We start from the raw sequence: 19,521 nt of genomic DNA, 5'->3' as shown, positions 1-19,521 counted from the left end.
GCTTAGCCTTTGCTACGGGTTGCGTTGATCAGCTTGAGCACCGCGGGCGCGTACAGGTTCTCCATCGCGCCGCAGAACAGGATGATCAGGCCTTGAATGAAAATGAAGGTCTCCTGCGGGATGTTCGGCTTTTCCAGCGACAGGTCGAAGCCGCCCTGGATCAGCGCGCCGAACAGCACCGCCGACAGGAAGATGCCGACCGGATGCTGGCGGCCCATCAGCGCGATCGCGATGCCGATGAAGCCGGCGCCGGCCGGGAAATTCAGGCTCAGGTAGTGGGTCGAGCCGAGGATCGAGTTCACGGCGGCCAGGCCCGCCAGGGCGCCCGAGATCAGCATCGCGACGATGATGGTGCGGCTGATGCGCACGCCGGCGTAGTGGGCGGCGTGCTGGTTCAGGCCCGTGGCCTGCAGCTTGTAGCCCCAGGGCGAGCGCGAGATCATCACGCCATAGATCACCAGCGCGGCGATCGCCATGAAGAAGCCGATGTTCAGGGGCGTGTCGCCCAGCACCGGGAACCATTCGCCCAGGCGCGGCATCCACGCGGCTTCACTGAAGACGCGGCTGGCCGGGTTCTGGTCGCCTTCCGGGATCAGCTTCAGGATCAGGAAGTTCATCAGGCTGGCGGCGATGAAGTTGAACATGATGGTCGTGACCACCACGTGGCTGCCGCGCTTGGCCTGCAGGTAGCCGGGCAGGAAGGCCCAGCCGGCGCCGAACACGGCGCTGGCCACCATCGCCAGCGGGATCAGCAGCCAGGGCGAGAGCGAAGCGTCGAAGGACAGCATGGCCAGGGTGAGCCCCAGGCCGCCGAGGTACATCTGGCCTTCGGCGCCGATGTTGAACAGGCCCGCCTTCATCGCCACCGAGACCGCGAGGCCCGTGAACACGAAGGTGGAGGCGTAGAACAGCGTGTAGCTCAGGCCTTCCGGATTGATGACGGCGCTGTTGATCAGGATCTGCAGCGATTCGATCGGGCTTTCGCCCAGCAGATGGATCACCAGCGCAGCGACCAGCAGCGCGGACAGCAGGTTCAGGATCGGCAGGACGAAGCCCGAGGCCCAGCGTGGGAGTTCAGTCGTTTTCATAATCAGTGCTTGTGCATCCCGCCCATCAACAGGCCGATGCGGGTGGTATCGAATTCGTCGACGTTCAGTTCACCGGTGATGCGCCCGCTCGAGACGACCACGATGCGGTCGGCCAGGGCGCGCACTTCTTCCAGCTCGGTCGACACCAGCAGGATCGCCACGCCTTCGTCGCGCAGGCGCAGCAGCTGGGTGTGGATGCTTTCGATGGTGCCGATGTCGACGCCGCGGGTCGGCTGGCCGACCAGCATCAGCTTCGGGCTGGACGAGACCTCGCGCGCGATCACGACCTTCTGCTGGTTGCCGCCCGAAAGCAGGCCAATGCGCAGGTCCGGGTTCTTGGGACGCACGTCGAAAGCCTCGAGCAGGTGGGCGCAACGCTTGGCGATGGCGTCGAAGTCGAACAGGCCCATCTTGTTGCGCACGCGGTCCTGGTAGCCGAACACGGTGTTCTGCATCACCGAGAAATCCTTGATGACGCCGTCGCGCAGGCGGTCTTCCGGCACGTGGCCGATGCCGAGATCGCGGAACACGGCGGGCAGGCCGTCGGCGTTCGAGCGGCCGGCGTAGGGCAGTGCCTTGCCGAGGAATTCGACCCGGCCGGAAGTCGGCAGGCGCATGCCCGACAGGATTTCCATCAGTTCGCTCTGGCCGTTGCCGGACACGCCCGCGATCGCGACGATCTCGCCGGCGCGCACCGTGAGGTCGATATCGGTCAGCAGCTTGACCTTCTGCTTGTCTTCCAGCTGCAGCCCGCTCACTTGCAGGACCGGCGCGCCCGGGTTGAAAGGCTTGCGCGGCAGGTTGCCTTCGATCGGGCGGCCGACCATCATGTTGGCCAGCTGTTCCTTCGAGGTATCTTTCGTGGCGACGGCGCCGGCCACGCGGCCCGCGCGCATCACCGTCACCTGGTCGGTGATCTCCATGATCTCGCCCAGCTTGTGGGTGATCAGGATGATGGTCTTGCCCTGTTCCTTGAACAGACGCAGGATCTCGAACAGCGAAGCGGTTTCCTGGGCGGTGAGGACGGCGGTCGGCTCGTCCAGGATCAGGATCTCGGCGCTGCGGTAGATCTGCTTGAGGATCTCGACGCGCTGCTGGGCGCCGACCGACAGGTCGTGGATGGTGGCCAGCGGGTCGACGTCGAGGCGGTAGCGCGCGCAGATCTCGCGCAGCTGCGCTTCGGTTTCCTTGCGCTTGGCAGCCAGCTTGAATCCGCCCTCGGTCCCGAGCATGACGTTGTCGAGCACCGTCATGTTCTCGACCAGCATGAAGTGCTGGTGGACCATGCCGATGCCCATGGCGATGGCTTCCTGCGAGGTGCGGATCTGGCGTTCCTCCCCGTTGATCAGGAGCTGGCCGCTGTCGGCATTGTAGTAGCCGTACAGGATGCTCATGAGGGTGGACTTGCCCGCGCCATTCTCGCCGATCACACCATGGATCGAGCCTTTGGCGATCGAGAAGCTGACGTCAGCGTTCGCCTGCACGGCCCCGAAGGCCTTGCTGATGTTGCGAAATTCTACGGCTGGCTGCATTGCGATCAACATTAAAAGTGAGTGTGCTTCATTCAAAAGCGCGCCGGACCGGGTTCACCGGCGCGGCGCGCTTCAGAATGGGGATGGGTGAATCAGACCGGGCAGCTGCTCGCGGCGCGGTAGTCGATGACCTTGATCTTGCCGTTGATGATGTCGGTGCGCACGGCGTTCACGCGCTTTTCCATCTCCGGCGAGACGACCTTGCGGTTGTCCTTGTCCAGGACCCAGTCCACGCCGCCTTCCTTCAGGCCCTTGTAGGTGACGCCCGGTTTCCAGGTGCCGTTCTTCTGCGCCATGAAGGATTCATAGATGGCGTTGTCCACGCGCTTGACCATCGAGGTCAGCATGGTGCCCGGGTGGAGGTAGTTCTGGTTGGAGTCGACGCCGATCGCCAGCTTGCCTTTTTCCTTGGCCATCTGCAGCGTGCCCATGCCGCTGCCGCCGGCCACGGCGAAGACCACGTCGACGCCGCGGTCGAACTGGGCGCGCGCCAGTTCACCGCCCTTGGCCGGGTCGTTCCAGGCGGCGGCAGTGGTGCCGACCATGTTCTGGATGATTTCCGACTTCGGATACTGGGCCTTGGCGCCTTGCGCGTAGCCGCAGGCGAAGGCGCGGATCAGCGGGATGTCCATGCCACCGACGAAGCCGAGCTTGTGCGACTTGGAGGCCATGGCGGCGGCGACGCCGACCAGGTAGGAGCCTTCCTGTTCCTTGAACATCACCGAGTTGATGTTGTTACCCTGCGCGATGCTGTCGATCAGCACGAAGCGCACGTTCGGGAATTCCTTGGCGACCTTCTGGACGGCCTGGGTCTGGGAGAAACCGATGGCGGCGATCAGGTCGAGCTTCTTGCGCGCGAGGCCGCGCATCACCTGCTCGGCCTGGGTGTCGCTGCTGGCTTGCGCTTCGAAGACCTTGATGCCGGTCTCTTTCGAGAAGCGCTGCAGGCCTTCGAAAGCCGACTGGTTGAACGATTTGTCGAACTTGCCGCCCGCATCGTAGACCATGCCCAGCTTCGGCGCGGCCGGTGCTGCCGCAGCGGCGCTGCCGGCGACGCACAGCGCCGCGATGGTCATGGTGAGTTGCTTGAGTTTCATGAATGAGGCTCCTGGAAAGTCGATATTGTACCCGGCCCAACAGTGAGCCTGGAACGGGCTGCGCAATGCATTGCCAACAGCGCAGGGAAGCCGGGCAATGCGAAGCGCATTGTGTCAGCCTCAAGACCTGCATGGGGTTACGAAATGTATCGCGGTACCGTTTCGCTCGACAGACCGCTTGCATGTAGTTTGCATGCAACAGGAATGGAGCGGAAAACGGCCGCAACGCCGTGCATCTTTCGACAGCCTGGATACACGCAGCTCAGCCTGTCAAATATGCATCAAGCGACATATTGATGACAAATACGATTTTACTTGGCAATTTATTCCAAGGAAATATAACTGCTGACAATTTTGCGCAATTATTTTGCTACGGCGCTCATCGTGTCGGCGGCGGCAGCGATCGCGGGGACTGTGACTTCAGGCTTGGGACCGACTTCCTTGCCGACTTCGGCCTGGATTGGCGGGGCGTCGCCGGCTGGCAGCTTGGGTGTGCCCGCCGGCTTGGCGAACTGGCGGGTGAGGAAGCTGGCGATCAGGGCCTGGGTCGCTTCCAGGTAGGGGATGTTCATGTGATCCGAGCTTGGTACCGTATCGTCGCCCACCAGCGTGGCGAGCTTGCCCACCAGCTGGTCGGTGTGCGAATGCGGCACGACGTCGTCTGCAGCAGCACGCAGCACGTAGGTCGGGGCCTTGAGCGAGGGCGCGTATTTGATCGACTCGAAGCGGTGGCGCAGCATGTACTCGATCGGCATCACGCGGAAGCGCCGCTTGGCGATGGCGAGGATCGAATCGTAGGGCGTGATCAGGACCACCGAGTGCACCGGGCGTTCCTTCGCCACCTGCACCGCGACGCCCGAACCCAGGCTGCGGCCGACCACGGCAATGCGCGCGGCATCGACCTGGCCGAGGGCGGCGAGCCAGTCGAACAGGGTGCAGCCGTCTTCGATCATGTTGATTTCTTCCGGCACGCCATGCGACTGGCCGTAGCCGCGATAATTCATGGCCAGCACGGTCATGCCAGGGAACAGCTTGCCGGCGTCGCGCGCGACCCAGGACACTTCCTCGGAGCGGCCGCCGAAGTACATCACGGCGGGACGTGGACCGGGAACGAGCGGGGTGAGCAGCCAGCCGGAGAGGCGGGTGCCGTCCTTGGCGCGCAGGACGACGGGGCGGGTGCGGTGCCCGGTGCTGCGCGGGCTTTCGACTTCCGGGGTGATGCAGGGATTGAACACCAGGCGGCGCTGGTTGGCCGCCACGGCGGCCGTCAGGGTCAACCAGAGAAAGCTGGCGAAACCCGTGATCCCCGCTGCCATTTTCTTAGAAGTGTCCATGGTTCCAGTCTACCCCTGCCGCGAACGTTTGTTCTGTGCGGCACTTCGCTAAGTGAATAGCGTTACGGCTGAGTAGCGGAACAGTTGGCTTATTACAACAGCAAAGCGGGGAAGGGCGATTACTCCGGCGCGTGCATCGTCGATGGGCCGGCAGCGACGTACTGCTCGACGTCCGGCGCGGTGTGGTCGATGCGCACCTTGTCGTCGTCGGTGTGGACGCCCGCTTCGGCATGTTCGCCTGATTCGCCCGACATGCGCCGGCCCAGGTATTCGGAGGCCAGCACGCCGGCAGCCGACAGCGCCGTCAGCGCCAGCGAGCCGCCGCGCACGTGGCTGCCCTGGCGGCGCAGCACCAGGTTGGCGGCGCCGACCAGCAGGGCGGCGCCGGTGAGGGCCGCATGCAGCTGGCCTTCGCGCTTGGCTTCGGCGGCCTGGGGTTTGTCTTTGTCGGCCACGTAGTCGGCGACGCCGGCGGCGCTGGCCGCCAGCCCGCCGACGATGCCGGCGCCCATGCTCAGATAGGAAGCTTTGGCATAGTCCTCGTCGCCGGTGGCGCTGTGCATGGCGTCAAGGATGAAGCCAAAGGGAATGAGGATGGCCGGCGCCGCGCTCAGGACCGAATGCAGAGGTTGGCCGGCAATGGTGATCTTGTTCATGGCATGCTCCTGGCGTTGGTTACTGTCGGGATGAGTGTGGCATAGGGCGCAGTAGAAGAACGCACGCTTGGGACTTCTAGTAAGATCGTCCATTCCGGCCGCCGCGCCGCCCACCATCGGAGACTCCGTGCACTATCTGCTCATGTATGACCTCGCCCCCGATTACCTCGAACGCCGCGGCGAATTCCGCGACGAACACCTGAAGCTGGCCTGGGAAGCGCAAGAGCGCGGCGAACTGGTGATCGCCGGCGCGCTGGCCGAACCCGCCGACCATGCGGTGCTGATGTTCAGCTGCGAATCGCCGGAAAGGGTCCAGATGTTCGCCGCCAGAGATCCTTACGTCACCCATGGCCTGGTGCGCGCCTTCCACGTACGCCAGTGGAACACCGTGGTCGGCGAGGATGCCTTCAACCCGGTCCGTCCCGGCTAAAATTTCCGCTAGCAAATCTGCGCGGAACATGCGGTAAGATTGCCCGGCTTTCAACTGAGCCGGAGAGTTCATGCCTACTTCCGTCAACCTGTGGCCGCTGCTCGGCGTCGCCGTCATCGTCGCCGGGTTCCTTCTGCGAATCCACCCCGTGCTGGTGGTGGTCGCCGCCTGCGGCGTCACCGGTTTCGCCGCCGCGATGCCGGTGGAAACCATCCTGGCGTCGCTGGGCGCCGCTTTTGTGAAGACGCGCAACCTGCCGCTGATCCTGCTGCTGCCGCTGGCCGCCATCGGCCTGCTGGAGCGCTTCGGCCTGCGCGAACGTGCCCAGGCGGCGATCGCGAAGGTGAAGTCGGCCACGGCGGGGCGTCTCCTGATCGTCTACCTGTTCGCGCGCGAGACCTCGGCCGCGGCCGGCCTGACCAGCCTGGGCGGCCATCCCACCATGGTGCGCCCGCTGGTGGCGCCGATGGCCGAAGCCGCGACCGAAACGCAATACGGCAGCCTGCCGGAACACCTGCGCCACCGCATCCGCGCGATGGCCGCCGCCACCGACAACGTCGGTTTGTTCTTCGGCGAAGACATCTTCGTGGCGTTCGGCGCCATCGTCCTGATGCAGACCATCCTGCAGGCCGAGGGCATTGCGGTCAATCCGGTGCACATGGCGCTGTGGGGCATCCCGACCGCGATCACCGCCTTCGTCATCCATGCCTGGAACCTGCGCCGGCTCGACGCGCAACTGCGCCGGGAGTTGGGCAAAGCATGATCACGCTCGAACTTTTCTACGTGCTGGTCGGCCTGCTGTTCGTGGCGGTGGCCGCGATGAACCTGGTTGATCGTAGCAATCCGCGGCGCTTCAGCACCGCGCTGTTCTGGGGCCTGTACGCACTGCTCTACCTGGCGGGAGAACGCTTTCCGCCGGCGCTGGTGGGTGCGCTGATGATCCTGATGGCGCTGGTCGCCGGCTTCAAGGGCGTCACCGCGGGCAAGGCCGCCGTGTTGCCGGAAGAAGAGCGCCGCGCGTCCAGCTCCCGCCTGGGCAACCGGCTGTTCATCCCGGCGCTACTGCTGCCGCTGGTGACCATGCTGGGCGCCACCTTATTCAAGGACGTGCAGGTGGGCAGCGTGCCGCTGCTCGACCCCAAGCACCTGACCCTGGTCAGCCTCGGTTGCGCCGCGCTGATCGCGCTCGCCGCGGCCTGCTGGCTGACGCGCTCTACGCCGTTGCAGGGCGTGCGCGAGGCACGCCGCCTGGTCGATGCGATGAGCTGGGCCGTCGTGCTGCCGCACATGCTGGCGGTGCTCGGCCTGCTGTTCACCGAGGCCGGCGTGGGCAAGGCAGTGGCGCACGTGACCACCTCGTACATCAACATGGATTCGCGCTTCGTGGCGGTGGCGGTATTCTGCATCGGCATGGCGCTGTTCACCATCGTGATGGGCAACGGCTTCGCCGCCTTCCCGGTGATGGCGGGCGGCGTCGGCATCCCGGTGCTGGTCGGCGTCTATGGCGCCAACCCGGCCGTGATGGCGGCGATCGGCATGTTCAGCGCCTATTGCGGTACCTTGATGACGCCGATGGCGGCGAATTTCAACATCGTGCCGGCCGCGCTGCTCGACCTGCCCGACAAGAACGCCGTGATCCGGGCCCAGATCCCGACCGCGCTGCCGCTGCTGGTGGCGAACATCTTCCTGCTCTACTTCCTGATGAACCAATGATGAAAACTGTCCTGCTCACTGGTTTCGAGCCTTTCAACAAGGCCACCATCAACCCGGCCTGGGAGGCCGTGCGCGCGCTCGAGGGCTGGAGCGGCGAGGGGTTCCGGGTCGAGGTGCGCCAGCTATCCTGCGTGTTCGGCGCGGCCAACGAGCAGCTGGCCGCCATGGTGGACGAACTGCAGCCGGACATCGTGATCGCCGTCGGCCAGGCCGGCGGGCGCGCCGAGATCTCGGTGGAGCGGGTGGCGATCAACGTCGACGACGCCTCGATCCTCGACAACGCCGGCCAGCAGCCGGTCGATCGCGCGATCCGCGAAGACGGACCGGCGGCGTACTTCACCACCTTGCCGATCAAGGCAATGGTGGCGGCCATGCGCGACAAAGGATTGGTGGCGGGCGTGTCGCAGACCGCGGGCACCTTCGTGTGCAACCACGTCTTCTACGGCTTGATGCATCACACGGCAGGTAAGCCGGTGAAGGCGGGCTTCATCCACGTGCCCTTCCTGCCGGAGCAGGCCGAGGCGCGGCCGGACGATCCGCCGGCGATGGCGCTGGACGACATCATCCTGGGCATCATGACGGCAGTGGAGACGGCAGTGACGGTGGAGCGCGACGTGGCGCAGGCCGGCGGGGCAACTCACTGAGCCGCCCGCCGGGCTGCGCCACGTGCCGGGGCGCGCGGCCCCGGTCAGGCAATCAAGCGATTAACGCTTTTCCTGCAGTTTCTCGCCAGCGCGCTCCAGGGCGGCGCCGGTCTTGTCGCCGACCTTGTCCGATGCTGCGCGGACTTCGGCGGCGGCTTCCTTCGACTCCTGCTTGACCTCGGCGCCAGCTTCGCGCATGTTCTGGCCGGCCTTGTCGGCTGCCTGCTCGATGTTTTCGCCGGCGCGGTCGGCAGCGGCGTCAACGCGTGCGGCTGCGTTTTCGGTCGCGTTCTCGACGTTCTGAGCGGCTTCCTTGGTGTTCTGCGCAGCGGCGGCTGCGGTTGCGTCGATCGCGGCGCCGGCTTCCTGAGCAGGACCGGTGCTTGGATCGTTGTCGGCTTTCTTGCAGCCGGTGGCCATCATGGCAACAGCCAGCATCAGGGCGGAAACGGTAGCGGTGGTTTTCATGGTGTGCTCCTTGTAAAAGGTTTTAATGAGGTTGTTGTTCATCTTTTGACAAGAGTTTGCACCAGTTGCTGGCTGAGAACGGTGCGCGAAGTAACGCAGAATAAAGAAAATATTGCATTCCAAACAAAATTAATCGGCGCGACTGTTGCAATTAGTTTTGTTAAAGGGCGTGTGCCTTGGAGTGCGTGCAGAGGGGATGTTAGGATGAATCAATGGACCGACGAACTGATTACAAGACCGCACTGCTCATCGACGCCGCGATTCACGAGGCCGCCAGCGAAGGCCGGCCGCGTGCCGCCACCGAACTTGCCAAGCTCGGCGTCCCCCTCGACATCACGATGCGGGTGCTGACCCGCCCAGTGGAACGCCGCCACCAGATCGCTTCGCTCAACACCGTGGCAGTCGAAATCAAGCGCCAGTAGCGAAGCTTACAGCTTGGCCCTCGCGCCCAGTTTGTGCAGCAGCGCGCTGGCCCTGCCCATCAGCCCCGGTTTGGGCGCCAGCTGCTCGATGGCAGCGGCCAGAGCCGCATCGTCACGCGTCCCGAACGTGCGCGAATTCTCGACCGTCCCACGGTCCGACTGCGCCGTCGCCGGCAGGGTGGTTTCCAGATGGTGCTCCAGGTCCGATTCGCGCAACAGCAGCCGCGGCGCGCCGCTCCGGTCCTTGCGCGGCGCCGCCACGATGTCGGGCTCGATCCCGCTGGCCTGGATATCCCTGCCGTTCGGCGTGAAGTAGCGCGCGACGGTCAGCTTGACGGCGCCGCCGTCGGCCAGAGGGAACACCGTCTGGATCGAACCCTTCCCGAAGCTGCGCGTACCGACCACGGTCGCGCGCCGGTGGTCTTGCAATGCGCCGGCGAGCAGCTCGGCGGAAGAAGCGGAGGAGCCGTTCACCAGCACCACCAGCGGGACCGTGCGGGTCCAGGAAGGCAGGCTTGCCAGCACGTCGGGTTCGCCGGGAGTGCGGTAGAAACGCTGGTCGACCGTCACGCTGCTGTCGGCGCCCGCGGCCCGGCCGCGAGCCGAGAATACCACTGCTCCCTGCGGCAGGAAGGCCCCGGCCACGCCCACGGCAGCCTGCACCGCGCCGCCTGGATCGTTGCGCAGGTCGAGCACGATGCCTTGCGGCCCGCCTGGCTTGCCCGCCGTGTCGAGCGCCGCCAGCGCGGCGGCCAGGTCTGCGGCGGTGTTTTCTTCGAACTCGGAAATGCGGATCCAGGCCACCCCCGGCGCCAGCATGCTGGTGCGGACGGTGTCCGCCTTCAAGGCCGTGCGCTCGAGGGCGACCGTGCGCACCGGTCCGGCGCCGCCGCGGCGAAAGCCGATCTTCACCGTGCTGCCGGGCAGGCCGCGCATGCGTTTCGCCAGCTCCTGCTCGCGCATGCCGGCCAGGCGCTTGCCATCGATGGCGACGATGCTGTCGCCCCCTTTGATCCCGCCCAGCGCGGCGGGGGAGCCTTCGCTCACCGACAGCACGGCCAGCGCGTCAGCCGCGGGCTCCACTGCGATGCCGATCCCGACGTAGTCGCCGTCGCGTTCCTGTGCCATCTCGGCGTAGGCGTCCGGATCGAGGTATTGGGAATGCGGATCGAGCGAGGCAAGCATGCCCTTGAGGGCGGCGCCGAGCAGCTTGGCGTCGTCGGGCTGCTGGACATACTGCGCCTTGATCAGGGCATAGGTCGACAGCAGCTGGTCCAGCGCTTTGGCGGGGACGGTCACGGTCTGTTCGCCGGCATGGGCGGCGCCCGCGAGACAGAAGAAGAGGGCGGCGAGAGGGAATCGGTTCATGGCCCGATTCTGCGCCGCCGCTGTGTTAGCCGACGTTGTCTGACGTAAAATTCTGTAAGCGCGGCGCCTTCAGGCCGGCGTCTCTTCCGGGAACAGGATGTTCAGGAAGGCCCGCACCACGGGCGCATCGCCCTCCACCGGGTAGGTAATATAGAGATTGGCCGAAGGCGGATCGGTCCGGACCGGCAGGAAGCGCACGCCCGGCCAGCCGATGCGGCTGGTGGTCTGCGGCAGCAGGGCCACGCCCAGGCCGGCGCCGACCATGGCCAGCAGGGTCTGGGGCTCGGCCGCTTCCTGGAAGATGGTGGGCTGGAAGCCCGCGTTCACGCAGCACTGGATCAGGTAGCGCGGCTCGGCCGACTGGTCCAGGTGCAGGGTGAGCATCGGCTCGTCCGCGATGTCCATCAGTTCGATCGCATCATTCTGCGCCAGCGGATGCTTCTCGCTGATCGCCACGCACACGTTCTCGCGCGAGCACAGGTCCTGGCGCAGGCCGGCCTGCTTCAGCACGTCCGCCTCGATACGCGGCTCGCGCCAGAAGCCAACGTCGATCTGTTTGGCGCGCAGCGCTTCCCACTGGTCGTTCGGACCCAGTTCGTGGATGGTCCAGGTCACGCGCGGATACTGGCTCTGGAACTGCTCCAGCAAGGCAGGGATGGGGCCCCACATCGCCGAGCCGACGATGCCCACGCGCAGGCGGCCCACTTCGCCGCGGTCGATCTGGCGGATGGTGTCGATCGTCATGCGCATCTTGGCCAGCAGCTCGGCCGCTTCCAGCATCAGGGCCTTGCCCGCCACCGTCAGCTCGAAGCTGCGCGTGGTGCGGGTAAACAGGCGCACCCCGAGTTCGCTTTCCAGCTTCATGATCTGCTGGCTCAGCGGCGGTTGCGAGATGTGCAGGCGTTCGGCGGCGCGCGAGAAGCTTTTCTCTTCGGCCACCGCCAGGAAGTAGCGCAGCTGTTTCAGGTCGATCGACATGGCGCTTGCTTACGTCGCCGGCGTGGCGTTCAGGGCCACGGCCAGGCGCGCGCCGACCAGGGCGTTGTGCTTGACCAGGGCGATGTTGGTGGCCAGGCTGCGGCCTTCCGTCAGCTCCTTGATGCGGGCCAGCAGGAAGGGCGTCACCGCCTTGCCTTTCACGCCTTGCCGGTCGGCCTCGCCCAGCGCCTGCTGGATGATGGCGTCGATCTCCGCGGCCGGCATCGCTGATTCGCCCGGGACCGGATTGCTCACCACCACGCCGCCCTGCAGGCCGAGCTGCCACTTGGTGCGGATGAAGGCCGCCTGTTCTTCCGGCGTATCGAGCTGGAAGTCGGCCTTGAAGCCGCTGTCACGCGTGAAGAAGGCCGGGAAGCCGGGCTGGCCGACGCTCAGCACCGGCACGCCGTGGGTTTCCAGGTATTCGAGGGTCAGGCCGATGTCGAGGATCGACTTCACGCCGGCGCACACGACGGCAACGCTGGTGTGGGCCAGCTCCTGCAGGTCGGCCGAGATGTCGAAGCTGGTCTCAGCGCCGCGGTGCACGCCGCCGATGCCGCCGGTGACGAACACTTCGATGCCGGCCAGCTGGGCGCAGATCATGGTGGCGGCCACGGTGGTGGCGCCGAGGCGCTTCTGCGCCAGCACGTAGGCCAGGTCGCGGCGGCTGACCTTCATGGCCTCGGGGGAGGAGCCCAGCAGCTCCAGCTGTTCTTCCGAGAGGCCGACGCAGATCTTGCCGTCGATGATGGCGATGGTGGCCGGCACGGCGCCGGCGTCACGGATCACCGCTTCGACTTCGCGCGCGGTCTGCACGTTCTGCGGGTAGGGCATGCCGTGCGAGATGATGGTCGATTCGAGCGCCACGACGGGATTGCCGGCAGCGCGCGCGCTGGCGACTTCGGGCGAGAACAGGAGGAAGGATTGCATGGTCAGTCCAGTACGGATTCGGTGAGTTTGGTTCCAAGGCCATCGAAATGGCCGGGTTCGAGCGTCGGGCAGACGGTCTGCTCGCACTCGATGGTCATGGCGGACAGCTGCAGGCCGCGGCGGCAGGCCAGGCCGAGGTCGGCCTCGCCGCTGTGCAGCGACCAGCAGACGGCGGCGGCAAAGGCGTCGCCGGCGCCGGTGACGTCGACCACGTCGACCGCCGGCGCATCCAGGCGCATCACGCCCGCGGGGGAGGTATACATGACGCCGCGCGCGCCGCGCGTGACGATCACGTCCTGCACGCCCTGGCGCTGGACTTCGGCGCAAGCCGCGCCGATGGCGGCGTCGCTCTCCAGGCTGCGGCCGACCCGCACCGCCAGTTCGCCTTCGTTGACGATCAGGAGGCGCAGGCCGAGCAGGTTGTGCGGCAGGCGCACCATCTTCGGTTCCGAGACTGCGACCAGCACCAGCGGGACGCCGTCGCGCACCGCATCGTCCAGCAGGGTAGAGATGGTGTCGCGTGGGAGATTCAGGTCGGCCACCACCAGCGCCGCGCTGGCGCGCTGCTGCTGGCGGGTGGCGAGGAAGGCCGGGCTCAGTTTGTCGTTGAGCGCCATGTCGGCCAGCGCCACCACCATCTCGCCGTCGCGGTCCAGCACCGCGGTGTAGGTACCGCTGCTGACGCCGTCCAGGCGTAGCGCGCCGCGGGTGTCGATGCCGGCGTCCTCGGCATGGGCGAGCAGGGCACGGCCGGAGGCGTCGTTGCCGACCGCCGTGATCAATGCCGTGGGCGCCCCCAGGCGCGCCAGGTTCTCGGCGATGTTGCGCGCCACGCCGCCGAAGGATTCGTCCTGCGTCGCCGGGTTCGAGGTGCCGAGCACCAGTTTGGCCGCGGTGCGCAGCTTGCGGTCCAGGTTGGAAGCGCCAATGCACAGGATCGGGCGCTGGTCCGGCAGCACGTAGGCACGCCCCAGGATGCGGCGTTCACGCACCAGGGTGGCGATGTAATTGGCCACGGCCGAGCGTGACAGCCCCAGCTGGGTGGCGAGGTCCTGCTGCGAAATGAAAGGGTTCGCGCGAATCAGCTCGTACAACTGTTCTTTTTTTGGCAGCTCGGTCACGGTCGTAGGCAGTGAGTGATGGTCGGTATAAACAAATGTTCATTGATACTAGATAAATGTTTTGTAAGTGTCAAAACAATCTTGGCATCCTGTATCTGCATGTCAACAATACACCGGTTCATTTATTTTTTAAACAAATAAATCGAGAAGAAAAATGGTATTTGCCATACATATCGGCCCTCATGCATAGTTATAATATTCCGGCTGATATGTGCCCCTTGCTTACTGTTCTGTAGCAACTGCTGTGCCAGCCTCCTCACACCATCTCCCGATTCCGCACACAAGGACGACCATGTTCAGCAATACCCCATTCGAAGCAGCAGAAGTCATCAAGGCCCGCAAGCCCGGTTTCGCACCGCGCGCCGCACTGATCCTGGGCTCGGGCCTGGGCGTGCTGGCCGAGCAGATGCTTGATGCGGTCTCGATCAGCTACGCCGACCTGCCGGGCTTCCCGATCAGCACCGTGCACGGCCACGCCGGCGAGCTGGTGCTGGGCACCCTGGCCGGCGTGCCGGTGGTGTGCATGAAGGGCCGTGGCCACTTCTACGAAGGCTATGGCGCGGCCGTGATGACCTCCGCCGTGCGCACTTTTAAACTGATCGGCTGCGAGATGCTCCTGGTGACGAACGCCGCCGGTTCGCTGCGTCCTGAAGTGGATGCGGGCAGCGTCGTGGTCCTGAACGACCACATCAACCTGCTGCCGGGCAGCCCGATGGCCGGCCCGAACGACGAGCGCTTCGGCCCGCGTTTCTTCAGCATGGCCAATGCCTACGACGCCGAGCTGCGCGCCCTGATCAAGGAAACCGCAGCAAGCAAGGGCATCACCCTGAACGAAGGCGTGTACCTGGCCTGCCCGGGCCCGAACTTCGAAACGGCAGCCGAGATCCGCGCATTCAAGGCGCTCGGCGCCGACGTGGTCGGCATGTCGGTGGTGCCGGAAGTGATTTCGGCGCGCCACTGCGGCCTGAAGGTCGCCGGCATCTCGGCCATCACCAACCTGGCCGAAGGCCTGACCCCGTTCCCGCTGTCGCACGAGCAGACCCTGAAGTACGCCGCGATCGCGGCCAAGGACCTGGTCAATCTGATCCACGGCTTCGTCGAGCGCCTGGGTGCGATCCCGCGCAGCGAAGCCAATTAATCTATAGCGAGCGATTCCATGTCACGCGCATTCATTCTTCTGCTTGACTCGTTCGGCCTGGGCGCCTTGCCCGACGCCGACAAATACGGCGACGCAGGTAGTAACACCTTTGGTCACATCGCCGCCTGGGCGGCGAAAGAGGGCAAGCCGATGGCGCTGCCCAACCTGGAAAGCCTCGGCCTGGCTGCCGCTGCGCACAAGGCCAGCGGCGAATGGGCCGCGGGCTTCAGCCAGCGCGACGGTTTCAAGGGCGCCTGGGGCGCCGCACGCGAGCAGTCGACCGGCAAGGACACGCAGAGCGGCCACTGGGAGATCGCCGGTGTGCCGGTGCTGTTCGACTGGGGCTACTTCCCGAAAACCGTGCCGTCCTTCCCGAAAGAGCTGACCGACAAGCTGCAAGAACTGACGGGCGTGCCGGGCTGGCTGGGCAACTGCCATGCCTCGGGCACCACCATCATCGACGAACTCGGTGACGAGCATGTCGCCAGCGGCAAGCCGATCCTTTACACCTCGGCCGACTCGGTGCTGCAGATCGCCGCGCACGAAGAGCACTTCGGCCTCGAGCGCCTGTACGAAGTCTGCGAAGCAGCGTATGAGCTGGTCAAGCCCTACAACATCGGCCGCGTGATCGCGCGTCCTTTCCTGGGCGAGAACGGCAAGTACAAGCGCACCAGCAACCGCCACGACTACGCCGTGCCGCCGACCGCACCGACCCTGCTGGATCACGTGAAAAACGAAGGCGGTGAAGTCATCGCCCTCGGCAAGATCAGCGACATCTTCGCGGCGCAGGGCGTGACCCAGCTGATCAAGGGCGCCGACAACATGGCCCTGTTCGACCGCCTGGTCGAAGTGGCCGACACCGCGCCGAGCAAGTCGCTGACCTTCGTGAACTTCGTCGACTTCGACATGCACTTCGGCCACCGCCGCGACGTCGCCGGCTACTCGAACGCGCTGCACGAACTGGACGCGCGCCTGCCGGAATTCATGGCCAAGCTGAAGGATGGCGACCTGGTCGTGATCACCGCCGACCACGGCTGCGACCCGACCGCGCCGGGCTCGGACCACACCCGCGAGCACATCCCGATGATCTTCTTCGGCCCGAACGTCGCTCCGCAGGAACTGCCGACCGCGAACACCTTCTCGGATATCGGCGCAACGCTCGCCAAGCACCTTGGCGTCAAACCACTTTCGAACGGAACCGCACTGCTATGACCCAGCCCCTGGATTTCAAACGTAACACCGCCGTCGGCCTCGACCTCGGCCTGGTCAAGCACGTCAAGGTGAACCGCAACGCGGCTGACCGCCGCGCCGCCAGCCTGGCGAACCGCCGTACCGTCAAGAAGGAATACCAGGCTGCCTGGCTGGTCCGCGCCGTCGAGTGCATGGACCTGACCACCCTGGGCGGCGACGACACCCCGGGCCGCGTCGAGCGCCTGTGCATGAAGGCGATGCGCCCGCTGCGCACCGACCTGATGCAGGCGCTGGGCCTGGAATCGCTCACCACCGGCGCCGTCTGCGTGTACCACGAGATGATCACCCCGGCCGTCAAGATCCTGCAGGGCCGCCTGCCGATCGCCGCGGTGTCGACCGCCTTCCCGGCGGGCCTCTCGAGCCTGGAAACCAAGCTGCGCGAGATCGAACTCTCGGTGGCGGCCGGCGCGACCGAGATCGACATCGTGATCACCCGCCAGCACGTCCTGACCGGTAACTGGCAAGCCCTGTACGACGAGATGGTTGCCTACCGCCAGGCCTGCGGCGAAGCGCACGTCAAGGCGATCCTTGCCACCGGCGACATCGTCACCCTGGACAACGTGGCCAAGGCCTCGATGGTCTGCATGATGGCCGGCGCCGACTTCATCAAGACATCGACCGGCAAGGAAGGCGTCAACGCCACCATCCCGGTTTCCCTGGTGATGACCCGTGCGATCCGCGACTACTACGAGCAGACCGGCTTCCAGGTCGGCTACAAGCCGGCCGGCGGCGTGAGTACCGCCAAGGCCGCACTGCAGTACCTGACCGTGATGAAGGAAGAACTCGGCAATGACTGGCTCCAGCCGCACTTGTTCCGCATCGGCGCATCGAGCCTGATGACCGACATCGAACGCCAGCTCGAACACTACGTGACCGGCAACTACTCGGCCGCCCATCGCCACGCGCAACCATAAACAGCAACGGATTCGTCATGCCAACTATTAAAGAGATTCTTCAGACTATGGATTACGGCCCCGCACCAGAAAGCACCAAGGAAGCGAACGCGTGGCTGGACCAGCATGGACGCCGTTTCGGACTGTTCATCGACGGCGCCTGGACCGAGGCGGCGAGCACCTTCGCCACCAGTAACCCGGCCGACGCCAGCGAACTGGCGCAGGTGACGCAGGCGACCGCCGATGACGTCGAGCGCGCCGTGCAGGCCGCGCGCCGCGCGCAGCCGGGCTGGGTGGCGCTGGGCGGCCATGGCCGCGCCAAGATCATGTATTCGCTGGCGCGCCTGCTGCAGAAGCACTCGCGCCTGTTCGCGGTGCTCGAGACCCTGGACAACGGCAAGACCATCCGCGAAACCCGCGACGCCGACCTGCCGCTGGCCGCACGCCACTTCTACCACCACGCCGGCTGGGCCCAGCTGCAACAGGAAGAATTCGCCGACTACCGCGCCGTGGGTGTCGTTGGCCAGATCGTGCCGTGGAACTTCCCGCTGCTCATGCTGGCATGGAAGATCGCGCCGGCCCTGGCCGCAGGTAACACCATCGTGTTCAAGCCGGCCGAGTTCACGCCGCTGACCGCTTTGCTGTTCGCCGAGATCTGCCAGCAGGCTGGCGTCCCTAGTGGCGTGGTTAACATCGTCACCGGCGACGGCGCCGTGGGCGAAGCCATCGTCAACCATCCGGGCATCGACAAACTGGCCTTCACCGGCTCGACCGAAGTCGGCCGCATCATCCGCAAGGCGACTGCAGGCACCGGCAAGAAGCTGTCGCTCGAACTGGGCGGCAAGTCGCCGTTCATCGTGTTCGACGACGCCGACCTCGATGCGGCCGTGGAAGGCCTGGTCGATTCGATCTGGTTCAACCAGGGCCAGGTTTGCTGCGCGGGCTCGCGCCTGCTGGTGCAGGAATCGGTCTACGACCGTTTCATCGCCAAGGTCAAGGCCCGCATGCAGAACCTGCGCGTCGGCTCGCCGCTGGATAAGTCGAATGACATCGGCGCGCTGGTCGATCCGATCCAGCAGCAGCGCATCCACGGCCTGGTGGAATCGGCCCGCGCCGAAGGCTGCGAAGTCTGGCAGCCGGCCTGCGAAGCGCCGACCAGCGGTTCGTGGTACCTGCCGACCCTGATCACCGGCGCCTCGACCTCGGCCGCCGTGGCGCAAGCCGAAATCTTCGGCCCGGTGCTGGTGGCGATGAGCTTCCGCACTCCGTCGGAAGCGGTGCAGCTGGCGAACAACACCGTGTACGGCCTGGCCGCCTGCGTGTGGTCGGAATCGATCTCGCTGGCGCTGGACGTCGCGCCGCAGATCAAGGCAGGCGTGGTGTGGATCAACGCCGCCAACCAGTTCGACGCAGCCTGCGGCTTCGGCGGCTACAAGGAATCGGGCTTCGGCCGCGAAGGCGGCAAAGAGGGCATGTACGAGTACCTGACCCCGCTGTCGGAAGACGCACGTCCAGCAGCCCCGGTCGCGCCTGAAAAGGGCCGCATCAAGGCATCGGACGAGGGCAGCCCTTTCGCCGTCGACCGCACCGCCAAGCTGTACATCGGCGGCAAACAAGCCCGCCCTGACGGCGCCTACAGCCGCGCGATCAATGGCGCCAACGGCGCCTTCCTGGCCGACGTCGGCGAAGGCAACCGCAAGGACATCCGCAACGCCGTGGAAGCGGCGCACAAGGCGTCCGGCTGGTCCAAGGCTACCGCGCACAACCGCGCGCAAGTCCTGTATTACATCGCCGAGAACCTGGCGATCCGCGCCGACGAATTCGCCCAGCGCATCGCCGCGCAGACCGGCGCCAAGGATGCGGCACGCGAAGTGCAAGCCTCGATCGAGCGCCTGTTCTACTGGGCCGCATGGTGCGACAAGTACGACGGCCAGGCCCACCAGCCGCCGATGCACGGCATCACCGTGGCCCTGAACGAACCGGTCGGCGTGATCGGCATCATCTGCCCGAACGAGAACCCGCTGCTGGGCTTCATCTCGCTGGTGGCCCCGGCGCTGGCGCTCGGCAACCGCGTGATCGCCGTGCCGTCGGAAACGGCGCCGCTGTCGGCGACCGACCTGTACCAGGTGCTGGACACTTCGGACCTGCCGGGTGGTGCGCTGAACATCGTCACCGGCTCGGCATCGGAACTGGCGCGCACGCTGGCGTCGCATTCGGACGTGGACGCCGTGTGGCGTCATGACGGTTCGGCGGAAGGCTGCGCGGAAGTGGAGCGCTTATCAAGCGAATCGCTGAAGCGTACCTGGGTCGGCGGCGCCAAGGGCCGTGACTGGTTCGACGCCAAGCAGGCCTGCGGCCGCACCGTGCTGCAGCACGCGAGCCAGGTGAAGAACGTCTGGATTCCGTACGGCGTCTGATTGAGTTTTTGTACGGTGGGCGGGGCCCATCAGGCCGAGGG

At 65.7% G+C, this 19,521-nt stretch carries 19 protein-coding genes; 9 read left to right on the top strand and 10 right to left on the bottom strand.

The window, feature by feature from the left end; all coding sequences use genetic code 11:
• Positions 1-2 precede the first annotated feature (2 nt).
• The 5 genes from GV068_RS04945 to GV068_RS04925 all read right to left on the bottom strand — a co-directional run bounded on the left by GV068_RS04945 (position 3) and on the right by GV068_RS04925 (position 5,707).
• The gene (locus GV068_RS04945) at positions 3-1,088 is read right to left on the bottom strand and encodes an ABC transporter permease (protein ID WP_159696273.1); all 1,086 of its coding nucleotides are present in this window, start codon (positions 1,086-1,088) and stop codon (positions 3-5) included.
• Between the two features lie 2 nt (positions 1,089-1,090).
• The gene (locus GV068_RS04940; RefSeq protein WP_159696272.1) at positions 1,091-2,620 is read right to left on the bottom strand and encodes an ABC transporter ATP-binding protein; all 1,530 of its coding nucleotides are present in this window, start codon (positions 2,618-2,620) and stop codon (positions 1,091-1,093) included.
• A 92-nt stretch (positions 2,621-2,712) separates the two neighbouring features.
• Positions 2,713-3,717, bottom strand: a complete 1,005-nt coding sequence (locus GV068_RS04935) for a BMP family protein (RefSeq protein ID WP_159696271.1) — start codon at positions 3,715-3,717, stop codon at positions 2,713-2,715.
• Between the two features lie 362 nt (positions 3,718-4,079).
• Complete coding sequence (locus GV068_RS04930; RefSeq protein WP_159696270.1) at positions 4,080-5,051, bottom strand: alpha/beta hydrolase; 972 nt, start codon at positions 5,049-5,051, stop codon at positions 4,080-4,082.
• A gap of 119 nt (positions 5,052-5,170) precedes the next feature.
• Positions 5,171-5,707: a DUF2231 domain-containing protein gene (locus GV068_RS04925; protein ID WP_159696269.1), complete on the bottom strand. Its 537-nt coding sequence runs from the start codon at positions 5,705-5,707 to the stop codon at positions 5,171-5,173.
• A 127-nt stretch (positions 5,708-5,834) separates the two neighbouring features.
• Between GV068_RS04925 and GV068_RS04920 the strand changes: the two genes are divergently transcribed.
• The 4 genes from GV068_RS04920 to pcp all read left to right on the top strand — a co-directional run bounded on the left by GV068_RS04920 (position 5,835) and on the right by pcp (position 8,494).
• Entirely contained in the window at positions 5,835-6,137 is a 303-nt protein-coding gene (locus GV068_RS04920) for a YciI-like protein (protein ID WP_159696268.1), read from the top strand.
• A 70-nt stretch (positions 6,138-6,207) separates the two neighbouring features.
• The gene (locus tag GV068_RS04915; protein ID WP_159696267.1) at positions 6,208-6,900 is read left to right on the top strand and encodes a DUF969 domain-containing protein; all 693 of its coding nucleotides are present in this window, start codon (positions 6,208-6,210) and stop codon (positions 6,898-6,900) included.
• Positions 6,897-7,850: a DUF979 domain-containing protein gene (locus tag GV068_RS04910; protein ID WP_159696266.1), complete on the top strand. Its 954-nt coding sequence runs from the start codon at positions 6,897-6,899 to the stop codon at positions 7,848-7,850. Before GV068_RS04915 ends, GV068_RS04910 begins: the two co-directional genes overlap by 4 nt.
• The gene (pcp, locus tag GV068_RS04905) at positions 7,850-8,494 is read left to right on the top strand and encodes a pyroglutamyl-peptidase I (RefSeq protein WP_159704603.1); all 645 of its coding nucleotides are present in this window, start codon (positions 7,850-7,852) and stop codon (positions 8,492-8,494) included. Before GV068_RS04910 ends, pcp begins: the two co-directional genes overlap by 1 nt.
• 60 nt (positions 8,495-8,554) lie before the next feature.
• Here pcp and GV068_RS04900 read toward each other — a convergent pair whose 3' ends face one another.
• The gene (locus GV068_RS04900) at positions 8,555-8,962 is read right to left on the bottom strand and encodes a hypothetical protein (protein WP_229463752.1); all 408 of its coding nucleotides are present in this window, start codon (positions 8,960-8,962) and stop codon (positions 8,555-8,557) included.
• A 212-nt stretch (positions 8,963-9,174) separates the two neighbouring features.
• Between GV068_RS04900 and GV068_RS04895 the strand changes: the two genes are divergently transcribed.
• On the top strand, positions 9,175-9,384 hold the full coding sequence (locus GV068_RS04895) for a hypothetical protein (RefSeq protein ID WP_159696265.1): 210 nt from the start codon (positions 9,175-9,177) through the stop codon (positions 9,382-9,384).
• A gap of 6 nt (positions 9,385-9,390) precedes the next feature.
• Here GV068_RS04895 and GV068_RS04890 read toward each other — a convergent pair whose 3' ends face one another.
• The 4 genes from GV068_RS04890 to GV068_RS04875 all read right to left on the bottom strand — a co-directional run bounded on the left by GV068_RS04890 (position 9,391) and on the right by GV068_RS04875 (position 13,781).
• A complete protein-coding gene (locus tag GV068_RS04890) occupies positions 9,391-10,752 on the bottom strand; it encodes a S41 family peptidase (RefSeq protein WP_159696264.1) in 1,362 nt (453 codons plus the stop codon).
• Positions 10,753-10,821: 69 nt separating this feature from the next.
• The gene (locus GV068_RS04885; RefSeq protein ID WP_159696263.1) at positions 10,822-11,730 is read right to left on the bottom strand and encodes a LysR family transcriptional regulator; all 909 of its coding nucleotides are present in this window, start codon (positions 11,728-11,730) and stop codon (positions 10,822-10,824) included.
• A 9-nt stretch (positions 11,731-11,739) separates the two neighbouring features.
• Entirely contained in the window at positions 11,740-12,660 is a 921-nt protein-coding gene (locus GV068_RS04880; RefSeq protein ID WP_159696262.1) for a pseudouridine-5'-phosphate glycosidase, read from the bottom strand.
• A gap of 2 nt (positions 12,661-12,662) precedes the next feature.
• The gene (locus GV068_RS04875) at positions 12,663-13,781 is read right to left on the bottom strand and encodes a carbohydrate kinase (protein WP_159696261.1); all 1,119 of its coding nucleotides are present in this window, start codon (positions 13,779-13,781) and stop codon (positions 12,663-12,665) included.
• Positions 13,782-14,073: 292 nt separating this feature from the next.
• Between GV068_RS04875 and xapA the strand changes: the two genes are divergently transcribed.
• Genes xapA through GV068_RS04855 form a run of 4 tightly spaced genes read left to right on the top strand, consistent with a single transcriptional unit; the run spans position 14,074 to position 19,480 of the window.
• The gene (gene xapA, locus GV068_RS04870) at positions 14,074-14,919 is read left to right on the top strand and encodes a xanthosine phosphorylase (RefSeq protein WP_159696260.1); all 846 of its coding nucleotides are present in this window, start codon (positions 14,074-14,076) and stop codon (positions 14,917-14,919) included.
• A gap of 18 nt (positions 14,920-14,937) precedes the next feature.
• Positions 14,938-16,131 (top strand): phosphopentomutase, encoded by a 1,194-nt coding sequence (locus GV068_RS04865; RefSeq protein ID WP_159696259.1) that lies wholly within the window; start codon positions 14,938-14,940, stop codon positions 16,129-16,131.
• Positions 16,128-17,084, top strand: coding sequence for a deoxyribose-phosphate aldolase (gene deoC, locus GV068_RS04860; protein WP_159696258.1), 957 nt, complete (start codon positions 16,128-16,130; stop codon positions 17,082-17,084). Before GV068_RS04865 ends, deoC begins: the two co-directional genes overlap by 4 nt.
• Positions 17,085-17,101: 17 nt before the next feature.
• Entirely contained in the window at positions 17,102-19,480 is a 2,379-nt protein-coding gene (locus GV068_RS04855; protein ID WP_373888406.1) for an aldehyde dehydrogenase family protein, read from the top strand.
• Positions 19,481-19,521: the final 41 nt, after the last annotated feature.

The sequence above is a fragment of the Massilia sp. 9I genome (assembly GCF_902506415.1).
Classification (GTDB): domain Bacteria; phylum Pseudomonadota; class Gammaproteobacteria; order Burkholderiales; family Burkholderiaceae_D; genus Telluria.
This window is presented reverse-complemented; position numbering and strand designations above follow the sequence as displayed.